Raw genomic sequence first — 22379 nt, forward strand, 5'->3', positions numbered from 1 at the left:
AGACCCCTTCCTAGTTCTTCCGAATGAGGGGTGCCTGCTTCCCGGTCAGCAGCTCATGCATGGCGGATGCAGCTGCTGTGTTCGCGGCCGCCACGGCCACAGTGTCGTTGCCAAGCAGCCGCATCCACACGCCGGTATCGCCGGGCAGGGTGCTCACCCCGAAGATCAGGTCACCCCCGCTTTCGCGAACTGCCCGGGACAGCGAGTCTGCCAGTTGCGCCGGGGGAACGAGGGGAGTGAAGACGTAGAGCATAGCGAGCACATCGTGGCCCGCCAGCACACCCAATCCGTTTACGCCGCGGCCGTCTTCCCCGTCCCCGGGACAGAGCCGCACCCTGTCCAGGGCTACCAGCCGCCCGTCAGGACGACGTACCTCAAAATCTGAGGCATATACGTCATAGGCGTGCCGCTCACCCCGCGCCAGCCGGCCGGCGTAGACGGTCTCGCCCAGGAGCAGCGTCGCGGACTCGTCCAGCACCACCGACGTCTGCTGGTAGAAACGCGAATCCGCGAAGGGCACAACCGGGTCCGGCAGGTACTCCACATAGGCATCTTCTTCAGCCGCGATGTTGACGACGGCGGTCGCGTACCCATAGTCCATGCGGTAGATCCGGGTATGGGCCTGGGTGGTCACGTGCGCCGACGTTCCGGCACTGAACCGCAGGTCGGTGCGCTGCCGGTCTCCCTGCAGGATGCCTCCGCCGGACGACATCAGGTAGGTGTAGGGCATGTCGGGGCGCAGCAGATTGAAGTACAGCGGATGCATGATCTGCAGCGGGGACTTCTGGTAATGCTCCACCAGTTCGGTCCGGCCGCGGTTGCGGTCGAAGCCAAGCTGCAGCACGCCGACCTTGCCCGGGCTGCCGACGGGCAGGCTGCGCGGTGAGCCCGCGTGGCGCAGCACTTCCTCCGGCACCCGGACCGCTTCGTAGTAGGCCGGTTCGAGCCGGTAACCGCCCGTGCTCGGGGGCCGGCCTCCGGCCTGGGGAGCCGGCTTCTGAGGGGCCGGACTCAGCCGGGGGCCAGCGGTGCTTTCCGGTTCCGCGGCTTTGACCGTCATCCGATGAGCTCGGTTCTGGCACCGTTCCACTGCGTCATGATCTGCTGGTACAGCTCATCGACCCCCTGCCCGGTCAGTGAGTTGGTCAGCACCACCGGCCTGTCTTCGCGTACCCGGTGCGCATCGGCCTCCATGACGCCCAGGTCCGTGCGTACGTACTGCGCTATATCGATCTTGTTGATCACCAGGATGTCGCTGTCCGTAATGCCCGGTCCGCGTTTGCGGGGCATTTTCTCGCCCTCGGCAGTGTCCAGCACGAACACGAACACATCTGCCAGGGCCGGGGAAAAGGTCAGGGTCAGGTTGTCGCCGCCCGATTCGTAGATGAGGGTATCGATGTCCGGGAACCGTTCCAGCATCTCGGCGCCGACGGCCAGATTCATGGTCGGATCATCCCGCACGGCCGTATGCGGGCAGGAACCGGTCTCGACCCCCATGACACGCTCAGGGTCCAGGATGCCGTCCAGCTCCCGGCGGACATGGTGGGCGTCCTCCTGGGTGTAGATATCGTTAGTGATGACGCCCGGGGTTCGGCCGGCCGCGATGAGCCGGGGGACGAGGGCCTCCGTCAGCGCAGTCTTGCCGCTGCCTACCGGTCCGCCGATACCGATCCTCAACACGTTCTCGCTCATAACTTCCTCATTTCCGGTGTTCTGCATCTTTCGTGTCTGGCACCTTCCGGTGCCGTCCCGAACTTCCTTCGTGTGCCGGCGTCAGCTGGCGAAGAGCCGTGCCTCGGCTTTTTCGTGCTGGGCGGACATGACATCGGCCAGCGGCACGCAGCCGCCAAGGTCGGAGAGGCCGCGTTCAAGTGCGGCATCGGTGGCCTGTTCCATCACTCCAGCCGTTTCCAGCAGGACGGCCTGGGCATGCCGGTGGTCGGTAAGCCGCAGGCGGAGAGCGGCACCAACGAAGCTTGCCGAAAAGGCGAACAGGTCCGAGGCCACGGCCTGCCGGGTCTGCACGCCGTTGGCCGCATAAATCACTGCCGAGGCGACAGGCTGGCAGCCGGGGGTGGCCCGGCTGCGCACCCGGGCACCGTATTCAGCGAGCAGCGGCTGCTCAATCAACTCGGCACCGAGATCGATCAGCTGGTGTCCGCTGCGCACGGAGGCCGTGCGCATTTCCGCGTTCAGCTTGGAGGCGAAGAGAAGCTGGTCGATTTCCTGAACGAGTTCGATGTCGCCGTCGGACGCCGCGCGGTGTGCCGCGGCGAGTGCCGTTGCATCCCCGGGTCCAACGGAGTGCAGAAGCAGATCGGCCAGCAGGGGCTGCACATCGCCGCGAGAGACGAGCCTGGCCTGGCTGTAGCCCTCAAGCCCGTGCGACATCGTGTAGAACCCGCTGGGAAAGGCCGAGTCCGCGAACTGCAGGCTGGTGAGCAGCTGCCTTATGTCCGACATACAGTGTTCCTACGCCAGGAAGAACAGCTGGGTCAGCGGCAGGGACTGCGCCGGGGGTATCTTCGCCAGCGTGCCGTTATAGGTCACGTCATAGGTCTCCGGATCCACCGTGATATCCGGCGTGGCATTGTTGCGGACCATATGTTCCTTCCCGATGCCGCGGCAGCGGTGCACCGGCAGGACCTGGCTCTCCAGGCCAAGCGTTTCCGGCACGCCCTTGTCAATGGCTGCCTTGGACATAAAGGTCGCCCTGGTGCTCTGCAGCGCCTTGCCCTGGGCGCCGAACATAGGCCGGTAGAACACCGGCTGCGGGGTGGGCAGCGAAGCGTTCGGGTCTCCCATCAGCGCCCAGTTGATCAGGCCGCCCTTAACGATCAGCCTCGGCTTGGCGGCGAAGGACTGAATCGGCCAGAGCACGATGTCCGCCATTTTGCCCTCTTCCAGGGACCCGATGTAATCGGAGACACCCTGGGTGATGGCCGGGTTGATGGTGATCTTGGCAAGGAACCGCAGCACGCGGAAGTTGTCATTGTCCGCGCTGTCTTCCGGCAGCTTGCCGCGCTGGTCCTTGCAGTGGTGCGCAATTTGGAAGGTGCGCATAAAGGATTCACCGATGCGCCCCATGGCCTGGGAATCGGAGGACACCATCGAGATGATGCCCTCGTCGTGGAAAACCGTCTCAGCGGAGATGGTCTCGGCACGAACGCGCGAGTCCGCAAAGGCGACGTCCTCGGGGATGTCGTGGGAGAGGTGGTGGCAGACCATCACCATGTCCAGCAGCTCATCCACGGAGTTGGCCGTATAAGGCAATGTGGGGTTCGTTGACGACGGAAGCACGTTGGGGTAGCCGGCCACCCTGATGATGTCCGGGGCGTGCCCGCCGCCGGCGCCCTCGGTGTGGAAGGTGTGGATGGTGCGGCCATCGATGGCGTCCAGCGTGTTCTCTACATATCCGGCCTCGTTGAGGCTGTCGGTGTGCACCGAGATCTGGACGTCGTAATCGTCCGCAACGGAGAGCGCCCTGCTTAGTGCCGCCGGGGTGGCACCGTAGTCTTCATGGACCTTGAGTCCCGCCGCTCCGCCCTCGATCTGCTCGATCAATGCATCCGGCAGTGATCCGTTGCCCTTTCCAAGAATGCCCATGTTGACCGGCATCGCCTCGATGGACCTAAGCATCGTGGCTATATTCCAGACGCCTGGGGTGGTTGTAACGCCGTTAGTACCGTCCGTCGGCCCCGTGCCGCCCCCAAAAAGCGTGGTGATGCCGTTTGAAAGCGCTGCCAGGGCCTGCTCGGGGGAGATGTAGTGCACGTGGGAGTCGATGCCTCCGGCTGTGGCGATGAAGTGTTCACCGGCGAGGAGTTCGGTGCCTGGGCCAACGATCAGGCGCGGGTCGACTCCGCTCTGGGTGTGCGGGTTCCCGGATTTGCCGACCCCGGCTATCTTTCCGTCGCGAATGCCGATGTCGCCTTTAACGACTCCGAGAATCGGGTCCAGGATGATGGCGTTCGTTATGACCAGGTCCAGGACTCCCTCAGCGGAAGTCGCCTGGGGATCTGCGGCCATGCCGTCGCGGGCTGTCTTGCCGCCGCCGTAGACAACTTCATCGCCGTAATGGCCTTCGTTGAAGTCCTTCTCGATCTCGATTACCAGATTGGTGTCCGCCAGGCGCACCCGGTCGCCGGTAGTCGGGCCAAAGAGGTCGGTGTACTGTTTGCGCGGGATCCTTGCCATCACTTCTTCTCCTCTTTTGCGGCGCCGGTTTTGCCTGCGCCGCCCTTATTACCGGCAGTTGGTTTGGTGGTGGGCTTCCCGTCCTGGAACCCGAGTTCCCTCATCCGTTCCATGGCGCGGATTTTGGTGTCCGCTGCGTCGAGCCCGCCGTCAACGAGATTGTTGAAGCCGATCACGCGCCGGTTTCCGGCGTAGGCGGTGAGGGTTACCTCCCTGGTATCACCCGCCTCGATCCGGACGCCGGTGCCTGCGGGAAGATCCAGATGCATTCCGTAGGCGCGTTCACGTTCGAACAGCAGGGCCTTGTTGGTTTCGAAGAAGTGGAAGTGCGAGCCTATTTGCACCGCGCGGTCTCCGGTGTTGCTTACCAGCAGGGTGACACTTGGCCGGCCGGCGTTTATCTCAATGTCCTCTTGCTTATGGTCATAACTTGGGGTGCCCAGCATGATCTGTCCTTCCCTAGCGGTGCAGGGTCGCTGCATGTGGTGTTTGGTGGGGGACCCGGTCAATTCCTGCCGATCGGGGCGGGGTGGCTGTGCGGATGGCTTGCGCCCGTTCCGTGACTGTGCGGATGGGAGTGGCCGACGGACTCCTCAAATGCGTGGGAATGGGCGTAGCCGTGGCCGTGGTCAGCCTGCAGCCCTGCTTCTACGCCGGTCCGGCCGTGGCTGAGGGCGTGAAGGGCGTCGCGGACACGCTCGCCGATGACCCGCAGCACAGCCCTCTCACTGAGCAGTCCGCCGTAGAACTCAGTGTCGGAGAAATCGCCTGAGCCGTACGGCACCAGTTCTGAGGAAACGACCGGAGTACGGCGAAAGCCCGCCGGAACGACGATTGTGTGTTTGCTTCCAAGCAGACGGAGCCGCCGGACCGCTTCCAGGAGCCCGGCCGCGCTGCCCGCAGCTGCCGTCTCGACGGGGACGCCTGCTCCGTGCGTCCGCACCAGGTGGGTGATGCGGTAGAGTTCGGCGTCGTCGAACGGGTTCGCGGCGTCGGCAGTAATCAGCATTGCCGCTTCCGCTGACCGCCTGCGCACTTCGACGGCTGCTGTCCTTAGCCAGGCTGTGAGGTGGTCGCCCGTTCCAAAGGCATCGGCCAGCGCCAGCGGTGCTGCCGCATCTCCGTTGCTGTCCCCGGTGCCGAGCCATCGAAGCGTCTTGGCTGTGTCGGCAACAAGAGTGGGATTGCGCCCGAAAGTCATCGGAAGCACTACTACCGGCTGTGGAACTGAGCCGTCGGCATCCCTGCTGCGGCCAAGCAGCCGCGTGAGCAGATTGTGAAGGGGGCGACCGGCGGGGGTGACGAGGGACCCGGGCAGGAAATCCGGCACGAAACACAGATCCGCGCCGTTTCCGCTCTCGTGTCCTCCGACCAGCACTACCGTCGCATCCGGCTCCGTGGGCCGGGTCAAGTCACACCCCGATCGGATCGTGGCAGGAGACCAGCTTGCTGCCGTCGACGAACGTTGCTTCGACCTGCAGCAGGGGCAGCCGCTCGCGGACGCCGTCCATGCACTGGCTCTCGGAAACGATTTGCTTTCCAAGCTCCATCACTTCAGCGACCGTTTTGCCGTCCCTAGCGCCTTCCAGGATTGCCTCGCAGATCAGGGCGATGGCTTCGCTGACGTTGAGTTTGGTTCCCCGGTCCCGCCGCCTGCGGGCCAGCTCGGCCACTTGGTAGACATAGAGTTTGTCGATTTCTTTTGGCGTGAGGTTCATATCTTCACCTTCAGACGCAGTTGCGGTCGTTTCGAAATCGCTCCCTTGGCCCCCGGGCCAAGCTCGCTTGTAAAGGAGAGTACGCGCCCGCATTGGCGGGCAATACCCCAAAGGACCTCTCCCGGCGGGGGAGAGGTCCTTTTTGTCCTGGCGGCGTGGGGAACCTAGGTTTCCAGCGTCGCATCCATGGTGATGGTGATACCGGATAGTGCCTGGGATACCGGACAGTCGGTCTTCGCGGACTCGGCAATATCGGTAAATTCCTCGGCGGTCAGATCCGGCACCACGGCGTTGACCCGCAAATGGCTGCCGGTGATTCCGGTGCCGGGAACGAAGGAGACCTCGGCGGCAGTTTCGATGCGTTCTGCCGTCTTTCCTGCCTCCGCGAGGGCATTGCTGAAGGCCATGGAGAAGCAGGCCGAGTGTGCTGCAGCGATCAGTTCCTCCGGGCTGGTCCGCCCTTCGGCTTCTTCCGCGCGTGCCTTCCATGTGACATCGAATGTGCCGAGGTCGGAGGAGTCCAGGGTGACTTCACCCTTGCCGTGGAACAGGTCCCCGTTCCAGACGGTGTGTGCTGAACGGACAGTAGCCATGGAAGCTCTCCTTATTCGCAGGTGGCGCCGGGGCGGCTGCCCGGGCTGCTGACGCAATCCTTGCAGGCCCGGAGCCCTGCTGCCAGACCTGCTGTGTTCCGGCGACTCCCTGGGCAGAGGCAAAAAAAAGTTCCTCCCCTCCGAAACGAAGGGGAGGAACCGGGCGGCTGAACCGCTTGCCGCTCTTAGGGGTTGGTTACCACATGGTGGCCAGGGCCACGTTCACCACGGTAAGGATGCCCACGCCGTTTGCCAGGACACCGGAAACAGGCTGGTCCTTCTTGTACTTGCGCTGGCCGATGAAGGCCATGACGGCGATGACCAGTGCGATGGCGAGCTTGACCGCAATCTTGATGTGGTTGACATCGCCGTCGCCCATCTCGTTGACGCCCACCAGCAGGATGCCGGTCACCAGCTGCAGCAGTGCGGCGTGGAACTGGCCGGGCATCACGGTGGGGTTCTTGATCTTGGCAACCCAGATGCCGACGATGATGCCGGCTCCGAGGATGTGGAGGAAGACAAGGAAGCTGTGAAGGAAGTCCATGCTTTCGATCTTACCGACACTATGTCAGGGTGCGTAATTATTCCGGTAACTATTCTACAACGGGTAGAAATTCCCATGCCGGGGGCCACATAATGCGAAGGCGGACGTCCCCTGAGGGGACGCCCGCCTGTCCGCGTGCTTTAGCGCTTAGAGGCCCAGATCGGCTTCGAAGCTGCCTTCTTCCAGTCGTGCCTTCAGGGTCTGAAGGAAACGGCCGGCATCGGCGCCGTCCACCAGGCGGTGGTCGTACGTCAGCGAGAGGTACATCATGGACCGGATGGCAATGGTGTCATTGCCGTCCTCATCCGTACGGACCACGGGGCGCTTCACGATCGCACCGGTGCCCAGGATTCCAACCTGGGGCTGGTTGATGATCGGGGTGTCGAAGAGTGCTCCGACGCTGCCGATGTTCGTGATCGTGAAGGTGCCGCCGGAGAGCTCATCCGGACCGATCTTGCCGCTGCGGGTACGTGCTCCGACATCGGCAATGCGCTTGGCCAGACCGGCGAGGTTGAGGTCGCCGGCGTCGTTGATGACCGGAACGAGCAGGCCCTTTTCAGTATCAACGGCGATCGCCAGGTGCTCGGCGTCGTGGTAAGTGATCTCCTGCGATTCGCTGTCGTAGGAGGCGTTCAGCTTCGGGTGCGCCTTGAGTGCCTCAACCACTGCCTTGGCGATGAAGGGCAGGAACGTCAGGTTTGCACCGTTCTGCTCCTTGAAGCCTGCCTTGGCCTTCTGCCGCATCGTGGCGATGCGGGTCATGTCCACTTCCTGGACCTGCGTCAGCTGTGCCGAGGTGTCCAGGGACTCCTTCATGCGGCGGGCAATGGTCTGGCGGATCCGCGGTGCCTTGACCGTGGTGCCGCGCAGCTTGGCGCTTTCCTCGCTGATCTTGGCCGGAGCAGCCTTGTCAGACGACGACGGCGCTGCTGCTGCCGGTTCCTCTGCCTTGGCCGATTCGGCTGCTGCCAGGACGTCCTGCTTGCGGATGCGTCCGGCAACTCCGGTGCCCTTGACCGTGGAGAGGTCCACGCCGTGCTCGTTGGCCAGCTTGCGGACCAGCGGAGTGACGTAAGTGCCGGAGCCGGACTCTTCCTTGTCGGCTTCCTGCTTCGGAGCCTCTTCCTTCGGAGCCTCTTCCTTCGGGGCCTCTTCCTTCGGAGCCTCTTCCTTCGGGGCCTCCTGCTTGGGCTCGGCTACGGGCTCTTCACGCTCGGTCGACGGCGCGGCAGCGACAGGCTCGGCTTCCTTCGGTTCTGCCTTTGCGGGGGCAGCGGAGCCGGAACCGATGACGGCCAGGACGGATCCGACCTCTGCGGTCTCGTCTTCGTTGACCTTGATCTCCAGGAGCTTGCCGGCCACGGGGGACGGGATCTCAGTGTCTACCTTGTCAGTGGAGACCTCAAGCAGGGGCTCGTCAACGGCTACGTCGTCGCCCACGGACTTCAGCCAGCGGGTGACGGTGCCTTCGGTGACGCTTTCGCCCAGTGCCGGAAGTGTGACCTCGGTGCTGTCACCGGAATCGCCGGAGCCGGAGTCCTCAGCGGGGGCTTCCTCGGCAGCGGGTGCTTCCTCCTTGGCTTCGGGTTCCGGAGCTTCTTCGGCGGCTGCTTCTTCCTGCGCCGGTTCCGGGGAATCGGAATCGGAGGAGGAACCGGAGCCGTCGCCGATGCGCACCAGCGCTTCGCCAACTTCAGCGGTCTCATCTTCAGCTACGAGGATTTCCTCGATGACGCCGGCTACCGGCGAAGGAATTTCAGTGTCGACCTTGTCGGTGGACACTTCGAGCAGGGGCTCGTCAACGGCGACGGTATCGCCTACCTGCTTCAGCCAGCGGGTAACGGTGCCTTCGGTGACGCTCTCACCAAGGGCGGGTAAGTTCACGGTTTCAGACATATTGTCCCCGTTTCTCCTTGTTAGTTCTCTGACCAGCCGTACCGCTGGTGCTGGTTGGTTTGAAGCCTAGTGCACCCGGCAGCTATGGCGCCGGGTGCACCAGGGAAAAACTGTTGCTGCGGGCCTCTTAGCCGTGCAGCGGCTTGCCGGCCAGGGCCATGGCAGCCTCGCCGAGGGCTTCGTTCTGCGTGGGGTGCGCGTGCAGCAGGCCGGCCAGGTCTTCGGGGTAGGCCTCCCAGTTGACGATCAGCTGTGCTTCACCGATCTGCTCGCCGATGCGGCCGCCGATCATGTGGACGCCAATGATGGGGCCGTCCTTCTCACGCACCATCTTGATCAGGCCGGAGCTGCCCAGGATGGAGGTCTTGCCGTTGCCGGCAAGGTTGTATTCCTGGACCTGGACGTTCTCTGCGCCGAGCTTTTCCTTGGCCTTGGCCTCGGTCAGGCCAACGGAGGCGATCTCAGGTTCGCAGTAGGTGACCTTCGGGATGTTGACGTCCTCGACGATAACGGGCTTCAGGCCGGCGATTTCCTCGGCGACGAAGATGCCCTGCTGGAAGCCGCGGTGGGCCAGCTGCAGGCCGGGAACAATGTCGCCGACGGCGTATACGTTGCCGACGCCGGTGTGCAGGCGCTCATTGGTGATGACGAAGCCGCGGTCCATGGTCAGGCCCGCTTCCTCGTAGCCGAGGCTCGCCGTGACCGGTCCGCGGCCGACTGCTACGAGCAGCAGTTCAGCTTCGAAGGTCTTGCCGTCAGCGAGGGTGACAACAACGCCGTCGTCATTCTGTTCCACCTTCTCGAAGAAGATGCCGGTGCTGAACTTGATGCCGCGCTTCTTGTAGGCGCGTTCCAGGTTCTTGATGATGGAAGCGTCTTCGTTGGGAACCAGCGAGGGCAGGCCCTCCACGATCGTGACGTCCACGCCAAAGGAGTTCCACACGGATGCGAACTCGACGCCGATCACGCCGCCGCCGAGGATCACGGCGCTCTTGGGAACGTAGTCCAGGGTCAGCGCCTGGTCGGAGGTGATGACGCGTCCGCCGATTTCCAGGCCCGGGAGTGACCGGGAGTAGGAGCCGGTGGCCAGGATGATATTGGATCCGGTGTACGTGCGGCCGTTGACCTCAATGGTCTTCTCGCTGGTCAGCCGGCCTTCGCCCTCGATCACGGTGATGCCCTTGGACTTGATCAGGCCCTGCAGGCCGCGGAACTTGCCCGCAATGATGTTGTCCTTGTAGGAGTTGACCGCGTTCATGTCCACGGAGTCGAAGGTGGCCTTGATGCCGTACTTCTCCGCCGTCTTGGCGTTTTCGGCGATTTCAGCCGAGTGCAGCAGTGCCTTGGTGGGGATGCAGCCGTTGTGCAGGCAGGTGCCGCCCAGCTTCCCCTTTTCGATCAGCCCAACGGAAAAGCCCAGTTCCACGGAGCGGAGTGCTGCGGCGTAGCCGCCGCTTCCTCCACCGAGGATCAGGATGTCGAACTCTTGCGCAGTTGCCTCTTCGGCCACGTGGACGCTCCCTCGCGTAATCTGTTGACGCACTGATGGCGCGTCGGTTAGTGATTCGGGCGGTTGTGAATAGGTTTCACACTATCGCCCAGTTTCCCCGGCATCCACTCGGTGAAGTGGGCCGGAAGGCGAATGTAACCAGAAACACGCGCAACAATTGCCCTTCTAAGTTGCACGCGAAACATGAGGCGGTGCTATACCGCCCGGGCGAGGACGTCCTCGGCGTAGGAGACCAGGGTCCGCACTGCGACGCCCGTTCCTTCCTTGGGCGTGTAGCCGTACGGGGCGCCTTCGTTGAATGCGGGCCCGGCGATGTCCAGGTGGGCCCACGGGATCTTCACGCCGTCGACCTCTCCAACGAACTCGCGCAGGAACACCGCTGCGGTCATCATGCCGCCGAAGCGCTCACCGATGTTGGCAAGGTCCGCGGTGGGCGAATCCAGGCTGCCACGCAGTTCTTCGGGCAGCGGCATGGGCCAGAACAGTTCTCCGGCGCGGTCTGCGGCTGCCTTAACGGCGTCGCGGACCCCGTCTTCGCCCATGACGGCGGAAACACGGTTGCCCAGTGCGACCATCTGGGCGCCGGTGAGGGTGGCGACGTCGATGATCACGTCTGGTTCCTCTTCGCTGGCGATCGCCAGGCCGTCAGCCATCACCAGGCGGCCTTCGGCGTCGGTGTTCAGCACCTCCACCGTGCGGCCGCCGTAGGTGGTCAGCACGTCTGAAGGCCGCTGGGCGGATCCCGAGGGCATGTTTTCCGCCAGGCACAGCCACGCGGTCACCTTTACGGGCAGGCCCAGCTCGGCGATGGCCAGGAGGGCATTGAGAACGACGGCGGCGCCGCCCATGTCAGACTTCATGGCCTGCATGCCGGCAGCGGGCTTCAGGGAGATTCCGCCGGAATCGAAGGTGATTCCCTTGCCCACCAGGGCCAGTTTGGCCTTGGCGCGGGCGGGGGAGTACTCCACCTTCACCAGGCGGGGCGGGCGGGCTGAGCCCTTGCCGACGCCTAGGATGCCGCCAAACCCTTCACGCTCAAGCTTCTTTTCGTCCCAGACCGTGACTTTGACCGGCAGCGGCCGTGCGGCCTCCCGGGCTGCGGCAGCGAAGGTTTCCGGGTACAGGTGGCTGGGGGGCTGGTTGACCAGGGTCCGGGTGGCGTTCACGGCCCGGGCAACTATCTGCGCCCGTTCCATGGCGGACTTCAGTTCCGCTTCACCGGCGGTGCTGGTGATTACCGTGATCCTGGAAACCGCAGCCGGTGCCTTCGCTGAATGGGCGCTGCGGAATTCGGTAAAGCTGTAGGCACCAAGCAGGGCGCCTTCGGCGACGGCAGCGGCGTCCTCCACTGTGGCAGCGGGCAGGGCCAGGGCCACGGTTTCTGTCCCGGCCAGCTGGCGGACAGCGGATCCCGCGGCACGGCGCAGGGCTTCAGTGCTCAGCGGTTCACCCGCAGCAACCGGTCCCAGTCCTGCCAGAACCAGCATTTCGGCGTCCAGTTCCGGGAGGCCGGGAAGGCGGACAACCTGGTCCGCGGCACCCGTGACACCCAGCAGGGCAAAGGATCCGGCAACAGCCGAGGAAGACTTCTGAGAGAGCGGGCTGTCCACCAGTACCGGTCCGTCCGGGCTCTGCCCGACGCCGACCACGAGGGCCTGCGCCTGGACCTTGCGTACGTCCCGGGAGATTACCTGCAGGTCTGGCTCACTGGCTTTACTCACGAAGCTTCATCCTCACGTTTGTGTGTTCTTGGTGCTTTGCTCTATCGATCGTAGTCTCTTCCGCCGTCCGGGGTGCCGACGTCATGCGCGCTGCACGGAATGAATCGGCCCCGTCCCGGCGTTTACCCTTGAGTAAGGGATTGACAACTTCGCGCTTTGTTTTCCAGGCGCACCCGCAAACCAACGGGACGAGTGGCAGGAAGGTACAACATGCTTGATCCGCTGACCCTGTTTAACCTGGATCCGGAATTGGCCGCCTCCTCCGAACTTCACGGGCTGCGGCTGCTTGCCGGCTTCACGGGTTTCGGCGAGGCAGGCCATGTGGTGTCCCAGGTCCGCGACGAACTTTTTGAGAACCTTGAACATGATCTGGTAGCCACATTCGATGCCGACCAGCTCATCGACTACCGTGCCCGCCGTCCGCAGCTGACGTTCGTTGAAGACCACTTCACCGGATACGAGCCGCCCCGGATCGAGCTGCACCGCTTCTATGACGGGCTGGGGGAGCCGTTCCTGTTCCTGACGGGCTTCGAACCTGATTTCCAGTGGGAACGGTTCAGCGCCGCCGTGCTGCGGCTTGTCCAGGCGCTGGATGTTTCGCTGGTTGCCTGGGTGCATTCGGTACCGATGCCGGTTCCGCATACGCGGCCAATTGGCGTCACGGCCCACGGCAACCGCCCCGACCTCATTGAGGGCATCAGCTCCTGGAAGCCGACTGCCCAGATCCAGGCGGCCGTGGGGCATCTGCTTGAACTGCGGATCTCCGAGGCGGGAGTCGACGTCGTAGGCCATGTGGTCCACGTGCCGCATTACCTTTCCGATGCTGAATTCCCTCCGGCTGCCGTGGCGGCACTTGAATACCTTGGTGCTGCGGCTAATCTGGTCCTGCCGACCGACCGTCTGCGGGAAGCAGGACGGGAAGTCGAGAAGCAGATTGCCGAACAGGTTGAAGCTTCCGCGGAAGTCCGCGGCGTGGTTGCGACGCTGGAAACCCGGTACGACGAATTCACCGGCAGCACGGCCCGCCGATCGCTGCTGGTCAAGGACAATGACGAGCTGCCCGACGCCGAGGAGCTCGGTGCCGCCGTCGAGGCGTACCTGGCCAGCCCGCAGGCTGAAGAAGAGACCGAGGCACTGCTTGCTGGAAACAGCGGCCGGGAACCGGAAGGTGAAACCCCGGACGCAGACGAGGATGAGGACAGCGTTGAACCGAATGGCCCCGACAGCCTTCCCGGCACGGACGACCGTCCGGGAACCCAAGGGGGCAGCGGCACTTCGTAAACCTGCCGCCGCTTCTCCCGACGGAGGTTGCCGGTGAAGCACAGGGGAGCATGGCTTGTCTGGGGCGCAGGAGTCTTCGCCTACATGGTGGCTGTTACCCAGCGGACGGCCTTCGGCGTCGCCGGCGTCGAAGCCACTGAACGGTTCGACGCAACTGCATCGGTTCTTTCCGTCTTCACGGTTGTGCAGCTGCTGGTCTACGCCGGCCTCCAGATTCCGGTAGGCATGCTGGTGGACCGTTTCGGTCCGAGGCTGCTCATTGCTGCCGGGGCTGCGCTGATGTGTGCCGGGCAGTTCCAGCTGGCCATGGCGGACAGCGTTGCTGCCGGTATCGCCGGGCGTTCGCTGGTTGGTGCCGGAGATGCCCTGACCTTCATTTCCGTACTTCGCCTGCTTCCTGCGTGGTTCCCGCCGCACCGGGTTCCGGTACTGACCCAGTGGACGGGCATCATTGGCCAGCTGGGCCAGATCGCCAGTGCCATCCCCTTCGCGCTGGCTCTGCACGCCCTGGGCTGGAACACCGCCTTCCTCAGTGCTGCCGCGCTGTCCGTGGTGGCCTTTGTCCTGTCGCTGGCCCTGATCCGCAACCAGCCCGGAGGGGTGGTCCGCGCCCCGAAGGCCGGAATGCAGGGCGGCTCCCTGGCTGCTGCATGGCGGCATCCCGGCACGCGGCTGGGTATGTGGACCCACTTCACTATCCAGTTCCCCGGAACCGTGTTCGTGCTGATGTGGGGCTACCCATACCTGGTCAGCGGGGAACAGGTTTCCCCGGGCACTGCCTCTTTCCTGATGACCTTCTTCGTGGCCGTTGCCATCCTCTGCGGTCCGTGGCTGGGTTCCTGGGTTGGCCGGCATCCGCTGAGACGGTCAACCATGGTCCTGCTCATCGCTGCCGCAATGGCCGGCGCCTGGCTGACCGTGATGCTTTGGCCGGGCCAGGCTCCTGTCTGGGTGCTGGCCGGCCTTGTGGCCGTGCTTGCCATCGGCGGACCGGGATCCATGATCGGCTTTGATTTCGCCAGGACGTACAACCCCAGCAGCCGGCTGGGCACCGCAACCGGAATCGTGAACATAGGCGGGTTCGTTGCCTCGCTGGTCTCGATGTACCTGGTTGGCCTGGTGCTCGATGTGCTCTTCAATACCGGGTTCTCTGACGGCAACCTGTACAGCCTCATGTCCTTCCGCATTGCCCTCGCGGTGCAGTTCCTGGTCATGGCGCTGGGCGTGGCCGGCATCCTGCGGAACCGGCGGAAGGTCCGCGCAGCGATGGCGACCGAAGGCCTTCACCTGCCTCCTCTCCGCGAAGCCCTCGCGCGCGACCGCCGCCGCCGCAGGGAAGAGCGTCAGGGTGCGGAGCCTAACCGCAGCAATGCGGATGAAACCGGAACCGAACCCGCGGCTGATTCAGAAACCGCTCCCGACACCGGATCCGAACCGGACCGGGCCTCCGACAGCGGTTCAGGCCCAGGCGCGAAGTAGCAACAGCTTCCTGCCGGTTCCCTGCACCCTTTCTGCACCTCCGCTGGCAGCACCGTCCTGTCCTCTCCTCCACATGAGCCCACGCCAGGGTAGTTGTCCGGATCCGGAGCCGCAGCCGCTTCACCGCCGAAGCAGCAGGGGCAGTCTTGCCCCATGAACGATTCCCAAGGAACCGGACCTGACGCCAGCGGCCCGCGATCAGTAGCCGGCAAGATCCCGACCCACGGCCCGGAAGGTCCACCAGACCCTGAGCCGTCAGCGGCGGGCCGCGGGGCGCCGGAAACCCTGCGGGTGGGTTCGCCGCAGGACATTCTTGCCTTCGTACCGCACTGCCTGGGCTTCGGGCCGCAGGAATCGCTGGTGCTGCTGGGACTGCGCGGCTCCCGGCTCGGAGCCACCCTCAGGCTGGACCTTCCGGATGCCTCATATGCGGCGGAGGATGGCGGGAGCGGGGATTTCGGCCTGGTCTGCGCCTACACGGCCCGGATCAGCTCCCTCCTTGCCGGGGATGACGAGACAGACGGGGTGCTGATGGTGATGTACACGGACCTGCCCTGGCAAGAGGGGACACCGCCGCCCTACAGCGGCGTGGTGGAACTCCTGACGGAAGACCTCGCGGAGAACGGCATCCGGCTGCGAGACGGGTGGCTGGTGGGACAGGGGATCTGGCGTGACTATTTCTGCGGTGACAGCGGATACTGCCCCTGGCCCGGGAATCCGCTGGGCGACGTCATGGAAAGCCGACTCAACGCCGAGCTCGTGTACCGCGGCAGTGCCTACGCGTCCTCGCTCCAGGACACGGTGGGCGGTGCCGGCCGTTTTCGGAATGATGACCTGGACGCCGCCGTTGACTCTGTTTCACAGCGGATGCTGGGGTTGTGGACCAGGCCAGGGAAGTTCGGCCCGGTTTTGGAAGCCTGGGATAGGCGGATCAGGTCCATGCCACAGCCCAATTCACCGGGTTCGCCGGTGCGCGGCAGCTCCGGAACCCTCCGGGCTGACCGGCAGGCTGAAGACGACGCACTGCTGCTCGCCAGCCTGGCAGTGAAGCCGGTTCGGGACACAGTCCTGGTCCTGGCCGCCCTGGGCATGGAAACGGCGTTGGAGGGTTCAGGCCTTTGGCTGGGGGGTGAGGCCGGCCCCGTATCGGGGCGTTCTGCCCAGGCAGGTGTCCTGTTCCGCGCCGTGCTGATAGGAAACAGCCGGCTGTCTCCGGACTGGGACCGGCTGGACCGCGCGTACGGGGCGTTCAGCGAGCTGGCGCTGATGGCGGGCGGTGAACAGGCCGCGGCGCTGCTGACTCTGCTGGGCTGGATCGAGTGGGCGCGGGGGCGCAGTTCACGTGCCGAGCTTTACCTCTCCGGCGCCCTGGGGGAAGAACCCGGCTACCGTTTGGCAGTGCTGCTGCGGGAGCTGCTCCGCCGCGGGGAGCTGCCGAAGTGGTCGCAGTCGCCGGAGACTGCCTGGCGGGGTGCGCCCGTGTTGTAAGGATGTGCGCATGCCGAGGCCGGTTTGAGCCGGGCTCCGGTTCCCGAACCGCCGCCTCCGGTGGTGACGTTGCCCTAAAGCATGCGACAATGGGAACCGAGACCCGGTTGGGTTCGTGTACCAAGTGTCGTTCCGCGCTTCCGTCTTAGGCGGGAATAGGAACAGTGCGTGGTGTGTTTTCTGATGAAGAGCACCGCGTATGGACCACTTGGGTTAGAGCACGGACTTGACAGGGTCATAGTGGTGTTGCCCCCATGGTGATATCGCAGCCCGCCGTATTGAAAGGTTTTCTGTGTCCGCGAGAAAGACAACTGCTGTCAAAGAGACTGACACTGTGACTGCCGCAGCCGAGGTTGCCGAGGCGGCTCCTGCCGCAGGCACCAAAACGGCGGCCAAGCCCGCCCGCAAGCCTGCCACTCGGAAGACCCCGGCCAAGACCGCCGCAGCAAAGGCCAAGAAGGCTGCGGAGCCGGCTGAGGACACCGACGTCCACACCGATGACGCCGATGCCGAGCCCGCTGACGTTGAAGTAGCCGAAGCAGACGCTCCGGAAGCAGCACCCACCGGCTCCGGCTTCGTCTACTCCGATGCTGACGACGACGACGCACCTGCCCAGCAGGTTGTTTCCGCCGGCGCTACCGCCGATCCGGTCAAGGACTACCTGAAGCAGATCGGCAAGGTAGCCCTGCTGAATGCCGAGCAGGAAGTGGACCTGGCGCTGCGTATCGAGGCGGGTCTCTACGCCGAAGAGAAGATCGCCGCTGACCCGGACATGGATCCCAAGCTGAAGCGCGACCTGCAGCAGATCATCCATGACGGCAAGCGCGCCAAGAACCACCTCCTCGAAGCGAACCTTCGTCTGGTGGTGTCGCTTGCCAAGCGCTACACCGGCCGCGGCATGCTTTTCCTCGACCTGATCCAGGAAGGCAACCTGGGCCTGATCCGTGCAGTTGAGAAGTTCGACTACACCAAGGGCTTCAAGTTCTCGACCTACGCCACCTGGTGGATCCGGCAGGCTATTACCCGCGCCATGGCCGACCAGGCCCGCACCATCCGTATCCCGGTCCACATGGTTGAGGTCATCAACAAGCTGGCCCGTGTCCAGCGCCAGATGCTTCAGGACCTGGGCCGCGAGCCCGCTCCTGAAGAGCTGGCCCTGGAACTGGACATGACCCCGGAGAAGGTTGTCGAGGTCCAGAAGTACGGCCGCGAACCGATCTCGCTGCACACGCCGCTGGGCGAGGACGGCGACTCCGAATTCGGCGACCTGATTGAGGACTCCGAGGCTGTTGTTCCGGCCGACGCCGTCAGCTTTACCCTGCTCCAGGAGCAGCTGCACTCTGTGCTGGACACCCTGTCCGAGCGTGAGGCAGGCGTGGTGGCCATGCGCTTCGGCCTGACCGACGGCCAGCCCAAGACGCTGGATGAGATTGGCAAGGTCTACGGTGTGACCCGCGAGCGGATCCGCCAGATCGAGTCCAAGACCATGTCCAAGCTGCGCCACCCGTCGCGTTCCCAGGTCCTCCGGGATTACCTGGACTAGGAACCGGCGACAGCCAAAAGGCAGGGCCCCCGCACCAGGTGCGGGGGCCCTGCCTTCTGGTTGAGGTGTTCGCTGTTTCACTGCCCGGGCGTGAGACGAATACCCGCTGTCTTAAGCATGTCCGCGAACACAACGTCCATTCGGAACAGAACGTCCCCTTAGAACAGAACGACGGCCCCTCCAGCAGGAGGGGCCGTCGCCAAGTCTGAACAGCTGGTCCGCGGAATTAGTCCTCCGGGGAACCGGCCTTCTGGTGCAGGCGTGCACTTTCGTCCTGCCATTCGGACGTCAGGGGCCGAAGATTGGCCTCCACCGCCCGGGCATGGTGAGCGCAGAAAAGCAGTTCCCCACCGGAGGATTCGAGTACCGCGCGCACATAGGCCTGAGCGCCGCAGCGGTCACAGCGGTCCAGCGTGTTTAGTTGACGTGTAGCAACTGCTGCTGTCATGAGTGCCTCCTTAAGGGTGTTGATACTTCATATAACCACCTTTGTGGGACTGCGCTTTCCATTAGGGCGTGTCTTTCGCTCTGCGCGTACCAATGAGTACGTCACACCCGCGGATTCAACCGTTGCCCGCGGTCCTGTGGAAGGCAGGAACGGTGCCCCCGGCTGAGTCGCTGCCATCCTCTGTCACCGGAGGGCATTAACCTTATAGGAGGCCGGTTTTCCGCCGGCTGGCCAGCCGCAAGGCTTCCCAACGCATAACAAGGCCGTTCGACGGCCCTAGGAGTTCAGCACCGTGGTCCCCCTGGATACTGAGTACAACGCCCGACACCTTTCAGTGCTCGAGGGCCTTGAAGCTGTCCGAAAGCGTCCGGGCATGTACATCGGTTCCACGGATTCGCGCGGGCTTATGCACTGTCTGTGGGAAATCATCGACAACTCCGTGGACGAAGCCCTGGCTGGCTACGGACAGAGCATCAGGATCATCCTGCATGCGGACAACTCCGTGGAAATCCATGACGACGGCCGCGGAATACCCGTGGACATTGAACCCAAGACCGGCTTGTCCGGTGTGGAGGTGGTGTTCACCAAGCTCCACGCGGGCGGCAAGTTCGGCGGCGGTTCCTACGCCGCGTCCGGTGGCCTGCACGGTGTGGGCGCCTCAGTGGTCAACGCACTCTCATCCCGCCTTGACGTCCAGGTGGACCGTGCCGGGAAGACCTACCAGATGAACTTCCGCCGGGGCGAGCCCGGTGTCTTTGCAGACTCCGGGTCCAAACCCTCACCGGATGCCAAATTCACCCCGTTCCTGGAGAGCAGCAAGCTTGAGGTGGTCGGCAAGGCCAAGCGCGGCGTTACCGGAACACGCATCCGTTACTGGGCTGACCGGCAGATTTTCACTCCGGATGCCAAGTTCTCCTACGCCGAGCTTGAATCCCGTGCCCGCCAGACCTCGTTCCTGGTGCCGGGACTGCGCATCACCCTCCGTGATGAACGCCGGCTGCCCGGTACCCCCGGCGAAGACGGGCCGGTCGAAGAGGTGTTCCACCACGACGGCGGTATTTCGGAGTTCGTCGAGTTCCTCGCCGCAGACGCACCCGTTACGGATATCTGGCGCCTGCACGGAGCCGGCAAGTTCAAGGAATCCGTGCCCGTGCTTGATGAGCGCGGCCACAGCAAGATCACTGAGGTCGAGCGCGAGTGCGAGGTGGACATCGCCCTGCGCTGGGGAATCGGCTACGAAACGAGCATCCGCAGCTTCGTCAACATCATTGCCACGCCGAAGGGCGGCACGCATCAGGCCGGGTTCGAGCAGGCCCTGCTGAAGACCTTCCGCAAGGTCATCGAAGCCAACTCACGCAAGCTCAAGGCAGGCAACGACAAGATCGAGAAAGACGACGTCTTTGCGGGCCTGACGGCCGTGCTCACCGTTCGGCTGGCGGAGCCGCAGTTCGAGGGCCAGACCAAGGAAATCCTCGGCACCTCAGCCGTCCGCGCCATTGTCGCAAAGGTCGTTGAGAAGGAGATCACCGCCAGGCTGAACTCCACGGCGCGCGGGGACAAGGCACAGACTGCCCTGCTTCTCGAAAAAGTCGTCTCGGAGATGAAGTCCCGGATCTCGGCCCGGGTGCACAAGGAAACCCAGCGGCGCAAGAACGCGCTGGAAACCTCGTCCATGCCCGTCAAGCTTGCGGACTGCCGGATCGACGACAACGAGCGTTCCGAGCTGTTCATCGTGGAGGGCGACTCCGCTCTAGGCACGGCCAAGCTGGCCCGTTCGTCCGACTTCCAGGCGCTGCTTCCCATCCGGGGAAAAATCCTGAACGTCCAGAAGGCCTCCGTCTCGGACATGCTCTCCAACGCCGAGTGCGCCGCCCTAATCCAGGTAGTGGGCGCAGGGTCCGGCCGCAGCTTCCAGCTGGATGCGGCACGGTACGGCAAGGTGATCTTCATGACGGATGCCGACGTCGACGGGGCCCACATCCGCACTCTCCTGCTGACGCTGTTCTTCCGGTACATGCGTCCGCTGGTAGAGGCCGGGCGGGTGTACGCCGCTGTTCCGCCCCTGCACCGGGTCGAAGTCATCAACCACGGCTCCAAGGCCAATGAAATGGTCTATACGTACAGCGAGAAGGAGCTGCATCAGCTGCTGGACCGTCTGGAGAAGGAAGGCAAGCGCTACAAGGAACCGATCCAGCGCTACAAGGGCCTGGGCGAGATGGACGCCGACCAGCTTGCGGAGACCACCATGGACCCCCGCCACCGGACACTGCGCCGGATCCGCCTGAGCGAAGCCGAAGAGGCCGAGCGGCACGTTGATGAGTCGACCTTCGAACTGCTTATGGGCAGTGACGTTGCGCCGCGCAAGGAATTCATCATCGCCGGTGCTGCGATGCTGGACCGCGACCGGATCGACGCCTAGCAGCCCGGCCCGGGTCCGGCCTGGTCAGTGGATTAGGCCCGGCTCAGTGGATCAGGCCCGGCGCGAACAGCAGCACGGTGGGAACCGCCAGCAGCAGCACGGCCGCAGCCTGAATGAGGGCTTTTACCCAGCCGGAAAGCGGGGGCCGCGGCGTGAGGAGACGGCTAAGGCGTGCCGCCATGTCGATTTCGTCGTCGTAGCCGCCGCCCGTGACTGCAGTACCTGAGGAACCGGGGAGGCTTGCAGCCGTTTCCGCACCGGATCCAGTAGCCGAGCCCACTATTGCCACGGCGCGGATCAGCGTTGGCCTGTCCACCCGCTTGAGCGCTTCGTCGTCAGCGAGCATTTCGATCAGTTCATTGACGGCATGCTGCGCGAGCTGCGAGGTGGGAAGCCACGGCAGCGCCGCCCGCCAGGCTGCGAAGGCCCAGAGCAGCAGATGATGATGCTGGCTGAGATGGGCTTTCTCATGGGTCAGGACGGCTGAGAGTTCCGATTCCGTCAGGATGTCCATCAGCCCGTCCGAGAGCACGGTGACGGACTTGGCTCCGCCCGGGAGGCAGTACGCCACGGGGGAGGGGTGCGGGATTACCACGGTGGCAGGCGTATCAACTGACGGGGAACTGAGCAGATTGAGCATGTCCCTGTGGCGCCGGCGCCCGGTGACAATGCGGTAGTAGGTCAGCAGCAGGGTGAAGACAAGATGCACGCTCAGCAGAACGGCTGCGCTGATGGCGAACACGTGGACCAGGCCCAGCGATGCAACTGACCGCCGCTGCATGAGGATGTCCCAGAGTCCGCTGAGTCCCTGGGCCAGGTTGTCGCCGATAGGCTCCAGACCCCAGGTGAGCATTGCACCGATCATCGACAAACCGCCGGCGAGCGCTATCGACTGCCACAGCACCATCGCGGTGAACGGGGAGCGTGCGGGCCATTTGGCCCGTGACAGGAAGACGGGGACGGGCCACGCGAGAATTACTGCCAGCGCGGCCAGGAAATAGGAGGCCCAGAACATCGGGCGGGCCGGCCGGCGGGCCTAGGCGCCGTCGAGCAGCCTGCGCAGTGTCTGCGCTTCGGTTGCCGAGACGGAACCAACAAACCGGGCCAGGACAGCCTCGCGGTCGTTGGCAGATCCGAGGACTTCATGCATAAGTTCGGCTGTGTGCTCCGCGCGTGTTGTCACTGCCCGGTAGCGGTGCGGACGGATGTCGCGTTCCCGCGCCACCAGGGCCTTTTTCTCGAGCCGGGAGAGAACAGTGAGGACCGTGGTCACGGCCAGGCCCTTTGCCTCGGCGCGTCCCGCGTCATTCTGCGCCAGGCGTTCGCGGAGTTCATTGGCGGTCAACGCCTCGGCGGACTCCCAGAGGAGGTCCATCATCGCACGCTCGAGCTCTCCAAGAGTCGCCATAGTCCGCATCTTCCTTTGTCTCTTCTGGTTCCTGGTCCGGGAGTTCGCCCCGGGCTGGTTGTCCCTCACAGCGGACCCTGCCGGGTCCTGCCGAGGAGCTTAACAATACCGACTTTTTCGGAAGTTCTCTACGT

19 protein-coding genes and 1 pseudogene are annotated in these 22379 nt (G+C 64.1%); 5 read left to right on the forward strand and 15 right to left on the reverse strand.

Translation table 11 applies throughout. The annotated features are described in order from the left end of the window. Positions 1–10: 10 nt before the first annotated feature. The 12 genes from FYJ28_RS00400 to FYJ28_RS00455 form a co-directional block, all read right to left on the reverse strand. Positions 11–1060, reverse strand: coding sequence for an urease accessory protein UreD (locus FYJ28_RS00400; RefSeq protein ID WP_082413567.1), 1050 nt, complete (start codon positions 1058–1060; stop codon positions 11–13). Beyond that, complete coding sequence (gene ureG / locus FYJ28_RS00405; protein WP_055242287.1) at positions 1057–1692, reverse strand: urease accessory protein UreG; 636 nt, start codon at positions 1690–1692, stop codon at positions 1057–1059. The genes FYJ28_RS00400 and ureG overlap by 4 nt, the downstream gene beginning before the upstream one ends. Positions 1693–1773: 81 nt before the next feature. Further along, complete coding sequence (locus FYJ28_RS00410; protein ID WP_154577914.1) at positions 1774–2463, reverse strand: urease accessory protein UreF; 690 nt, start codon at positions 2461–2463, stop codon at positions 1774–1776. A 9-nt stretch (positions 2464–2472) separates the two neighbouring features. Further along, complete coding sequence (gene ureC, locus FYJ28_RS00415) at positions 2473–4197, reverse strand: urease subunit alpha (protein WP_154577915.1); 1725 nt, start codon at positions 4195–4197, stop codon at positions 2473–2475. Continuing rightward, positions 4197–4643: an urease subunit beta gene (locus FYJ28_RS00420; protein ID WP_229780065.1), complete on the reverse strand. Its 447-nt coding sequence runs from the start codon at positions 4641–4643 to the stop codon at positions 4197–4199. The genes ureC and FYJ28_RS00420 overlap by 1 nt, the downstream gene beginning before the upstream one ends. 59 nt (positions 4644–4702) lie before the next feature. After that, positions 4703–5608 carry a cobalamin biosynthesis protein CbiX gene (locus FYJ28_RS00425; RefSeq protein WP_154577917.1) on the reverse strand — a complete coding sequence of 302 codons (906 nt, stop codon included), beginning with the start codon at positions 5606–5608 and terminating at the stop codon, positions 4703–4705. Position 5609: 1 nt separating this feature from the next. Beyond that, entirely contained in the window at positions 5610–5915 is a 306-nt protein-coding gene (locus tag FYJ28_RS00430) for an urease subunit gamma (protein WP_154577918.1), read from the reverse strand. A gap of 164 nt (positions 5916–6079) precedes the next feature. Then, positions 6080–6508: an OsmC family peroxiredoxin gene (locus FYJ28_RS00435; RefSeq protein ID WP_154577919.1), complete on the reverse strand. Its 429-nt coding sequence runs from the start codon at positions 6506–6508 to the stop codon at positions 6080–6082. A 196-nt stretch (positions 6509–6704) separates the two neighbouring features. Next, positions 6705–7052, reverse strand: a complete 348-nt coding sequence (locus FYJ28_RS00440) for a hypothetical protein (RefSeq protein WP_055241710.1) — start codon at positions 7050–7052, stop codon at positions 6705–6707. A gap of 147 nt (positions 7053–7199) precedes the next feature. Then, on the reverse strand, positions 7200–8948 hold the full coding sequence (gene sucB, locus FYJ28_RS00445) for a 2-oxoglutarate dehydrogenase, E2 component, dihydrolipoamide succinyltransferase (RefSeq protein WP_154577920.1): 1749 nt from the start codon (positions 8946–8948) through the stop codon (positions 7200–7202). A 127-nt stretch (positions 8949–9075) separates the two neighbouring features. Beyond that, positions 9076–10458, reverse strand: coding sequence for a dihydrolipoyl dehydrogenase (gene lpdA / locus FYJ28_RS00450; RefSeq protein ID WP_326831404.1), 1383 nt, complete (start codon positions 10456–10458; stop codon positions 9076–9078). Positions 10459–10652: 194 nt separating this feature from the next. Next, complete coding sequence (locus FYJ28_RS00455) at positions 10653–12179, reverse strand: leucyl aminopeptidase (protein WP_326831405.1); 1527 nt, start codon at positions 12177–12179, stop codon at positions 10653–10655. Positions 12180–12389: 210 nt separating this feature from the next. On the opposite strand from FYJ28_RS00455, the pseudogene FYJ28_RS00460 reads away from it, so the two are divergent. From FYJ28_RS00460 to FYJ28_RS00475, 4 genes and pseudogenes are all read left to right on the forward strand, one after another. Beyond that, positions 12390–13283 (forward strand): annotated as a pseudogene (locus tag FYJ28_RS00460) (proteasome assembly chaperone family protein); the annotation flags it as partial. Positions 13284–13544: 261 nt separating this feature from the next. Continuing rightward, entirely contained in the window at positions 13545–14939 is a 1395-nt protein-coding gene (locus FYJ28_RS00465; RefSeq protein ID WP_154578167.1) for an MFS transporter, read from the forward strand. A gap of 153 nt (positions 14940–15092) precedes the next feature. Then, entirely contained in the window at positions 15093–16427 is a 1335-nt protein-coding gene (locus tag FYJ28_RS00470) for a DUF4192 domain-containing protein (protein ID WP_154577922.1), read from the forward strand. A 334-nt stretch (positions 16428–16761) separates the two neighbouring features. Then, complete coding sequence (locus tag FYJ28_RS00475; protein WP_235472088.1) at positions 16762–17970, forward strand: RNA polymerase sigma factor; 1209 nt, start codon at positions 16762–16764, stop codon at positions 17968–17970. Positions 17971–18196: 226 nt separating this feature from the next. On the opposite strand, the gene FYJ28_RS00480 is transcribed toward FYJ28_RS00475, so the two are convergent. Continuing rightward, the gene (locus tag FYJ28_RS00480) at positions 18197–18418 is read right to left on the reverse strand and encodes a DUF7455 domain-containing protein (protein ID WP_055241697.1); all 222 of its coding nucleotides are present in this window, start codon (positions 18416–18418) and stop codon (positions 18197–18199) included. A gap of 292 nt (positions 18419–18710) precedes the next feature. Between FYJ28_RS00480 and FYJ28_RS00485 the strand changes: the two genes are divergently transcribed. Beyond that, positions 18711–20837 carry a DNA gyrase/topoisomerase IV subunit B gene (locus FYJ28_RS00485; RefSeq protein WP_326831406.1) on the forward strand — a complete coding sequence of 709 codons (2127 nt, stop codon included), beginning with the start codon at positions 18711–18713 and terminating at the stop codon, positions 20835–20837. Positions 20838–20880: 43 nt separating this feature from the next. Here the strand turns inward: FYJ28_RS00485 and FYJ28_RS00490 are convergent, their stop codons facing one another. Next, positions 20881–21852 carry a M56 family metallopeptidase gene (locus tag FYJ28_RS00490; protein WP_154577923.1) on the reverse strand — a complete coding sequence of 324 codons (972 nt, stop codon included), beginning with the start codon at positions 21850–21852 and terminating at the stop codon, positions 20881–20883. Between the two features lie 21 nt (positions 21853–21873). After that, entirely contained in the window at positions 21874–22245 is a 372-nt protein-coding gene (locus tag FYJ28_RS00495) for a BlaI/MecI/CopY family transcriptional regulator (protein ID WP_055241689.1), read from the reverse strand. Positions 22246–22379: the final 134 nt, after the last annotated feature.

The sequence above is a fragment of the Arthrobacter sp. BL-252-APC-1A genome (genome assembly GCF_009696625.1).
GTDB lineage: Bacteria > Actinomycetota > Actinomycetes > Actinomycetales > Micrococcaceae > Arthrobacter_B.

Bases quoted from the DNA above. Each gene is read 5' to 3' on its own strand.
- sucB (WP_154577920.1), bottom strand. From the start codon at position 8,948: ATGTCTGAAACCGTGAACTTACCCGCCCTTGGTGAGAGCGTCACCGAA.
- FYJ28_RS00440 (WP_055241710.1), bottom strand. From the start codon at position 7,052: ATGGACTTCCTTCACAGCTTCCTTGTCTTCCTCCACATCCTCGGAGCC.
- ureG (WP_055242287.1), bottom strand. From the start codon at position 1,692: ATGAGCGAGAACGTGTTGAGGATCGGTATCGGCGGACCGGTAGGCAGC.
- FYJ28_RS00495 (WP_055241689.1), bottom strand. From the start codon at position 22,245: ATGGCGACTCTTGGAGAGCTCGAGCGTGCGATGATGGACCTCCTCTGG.
- FYJ28_RS00430 (WP_154577918.1), bottom strand. From the start codon at position 5,915: ATGAACCTCACGCCAAAAGAAATCGACAAACTCTATGTCTACCAAGTG.
- ureC (WP_154577915.1), bottom strand. From the start codon at position 4,197: ATGGCAAGGATCCCGCGCAAACAGTACACCGACCTCTTTGGCCCGACT.
- FYJ28_RS00465 (WP_154578167.1), top strand. From the start codon at position 13,545: ATGGTGGCTGTTACCCAGCGGACGGCCTTCGGCGTCGCCGGCGTCGAA.
- FYJ28_RS00400 (WP_082413567.1), bottom strand. From the start codon at position 1,060: ATGACGGTCAAAGCCGCGGAACCGGAAAGCACCGCTGGCCCCCGGCTG.
- FYJ28_RS00480 (WP_055241697.1), bottom strand. From the start codon at position 18,418: ATGACAGCAGCAGTTGCTACACGTCAACTAAACACGCTGGACCGCTGT.
- FYJ28_RS00410 (WP_154577914.1), bottom strand. From the start codon at position 2,463: ATGTCGGACATAAGGCAGCTGCTCACCAGCCTGCAGTTCGCGGACTCG.
- FYJ28_RS00435 (WP_154577919.1), bottom strand. From the start codon at position 6,508: ATGGCTACTGTCCGTTCAGCACACACCGTCTGGAACGGGGACCTGTTC.
- FYJ28_RS00470 (WP_154577922.1), top strand. From the start codon at position 15,093: ATGAACGATTCCCAAGGAACCGGACCTGACGCCAGCGGCCCGCGATCA.
- FYJ28_RS00420 (WP_229780065.1), bottom strand. From the start codon at position 4,643: ATGCTGGGCACCCCAAGTTATGACCATAAGCAAGAGGACATTGAGATA.
- FYJ28_RS00490 (WP_154577923.1), bottom strand. From the start codon at position 21,852: ATGTTCTGGGCCTCCTATTTCCTGGCCGCGCTGGCAGTAATTCTCGCG.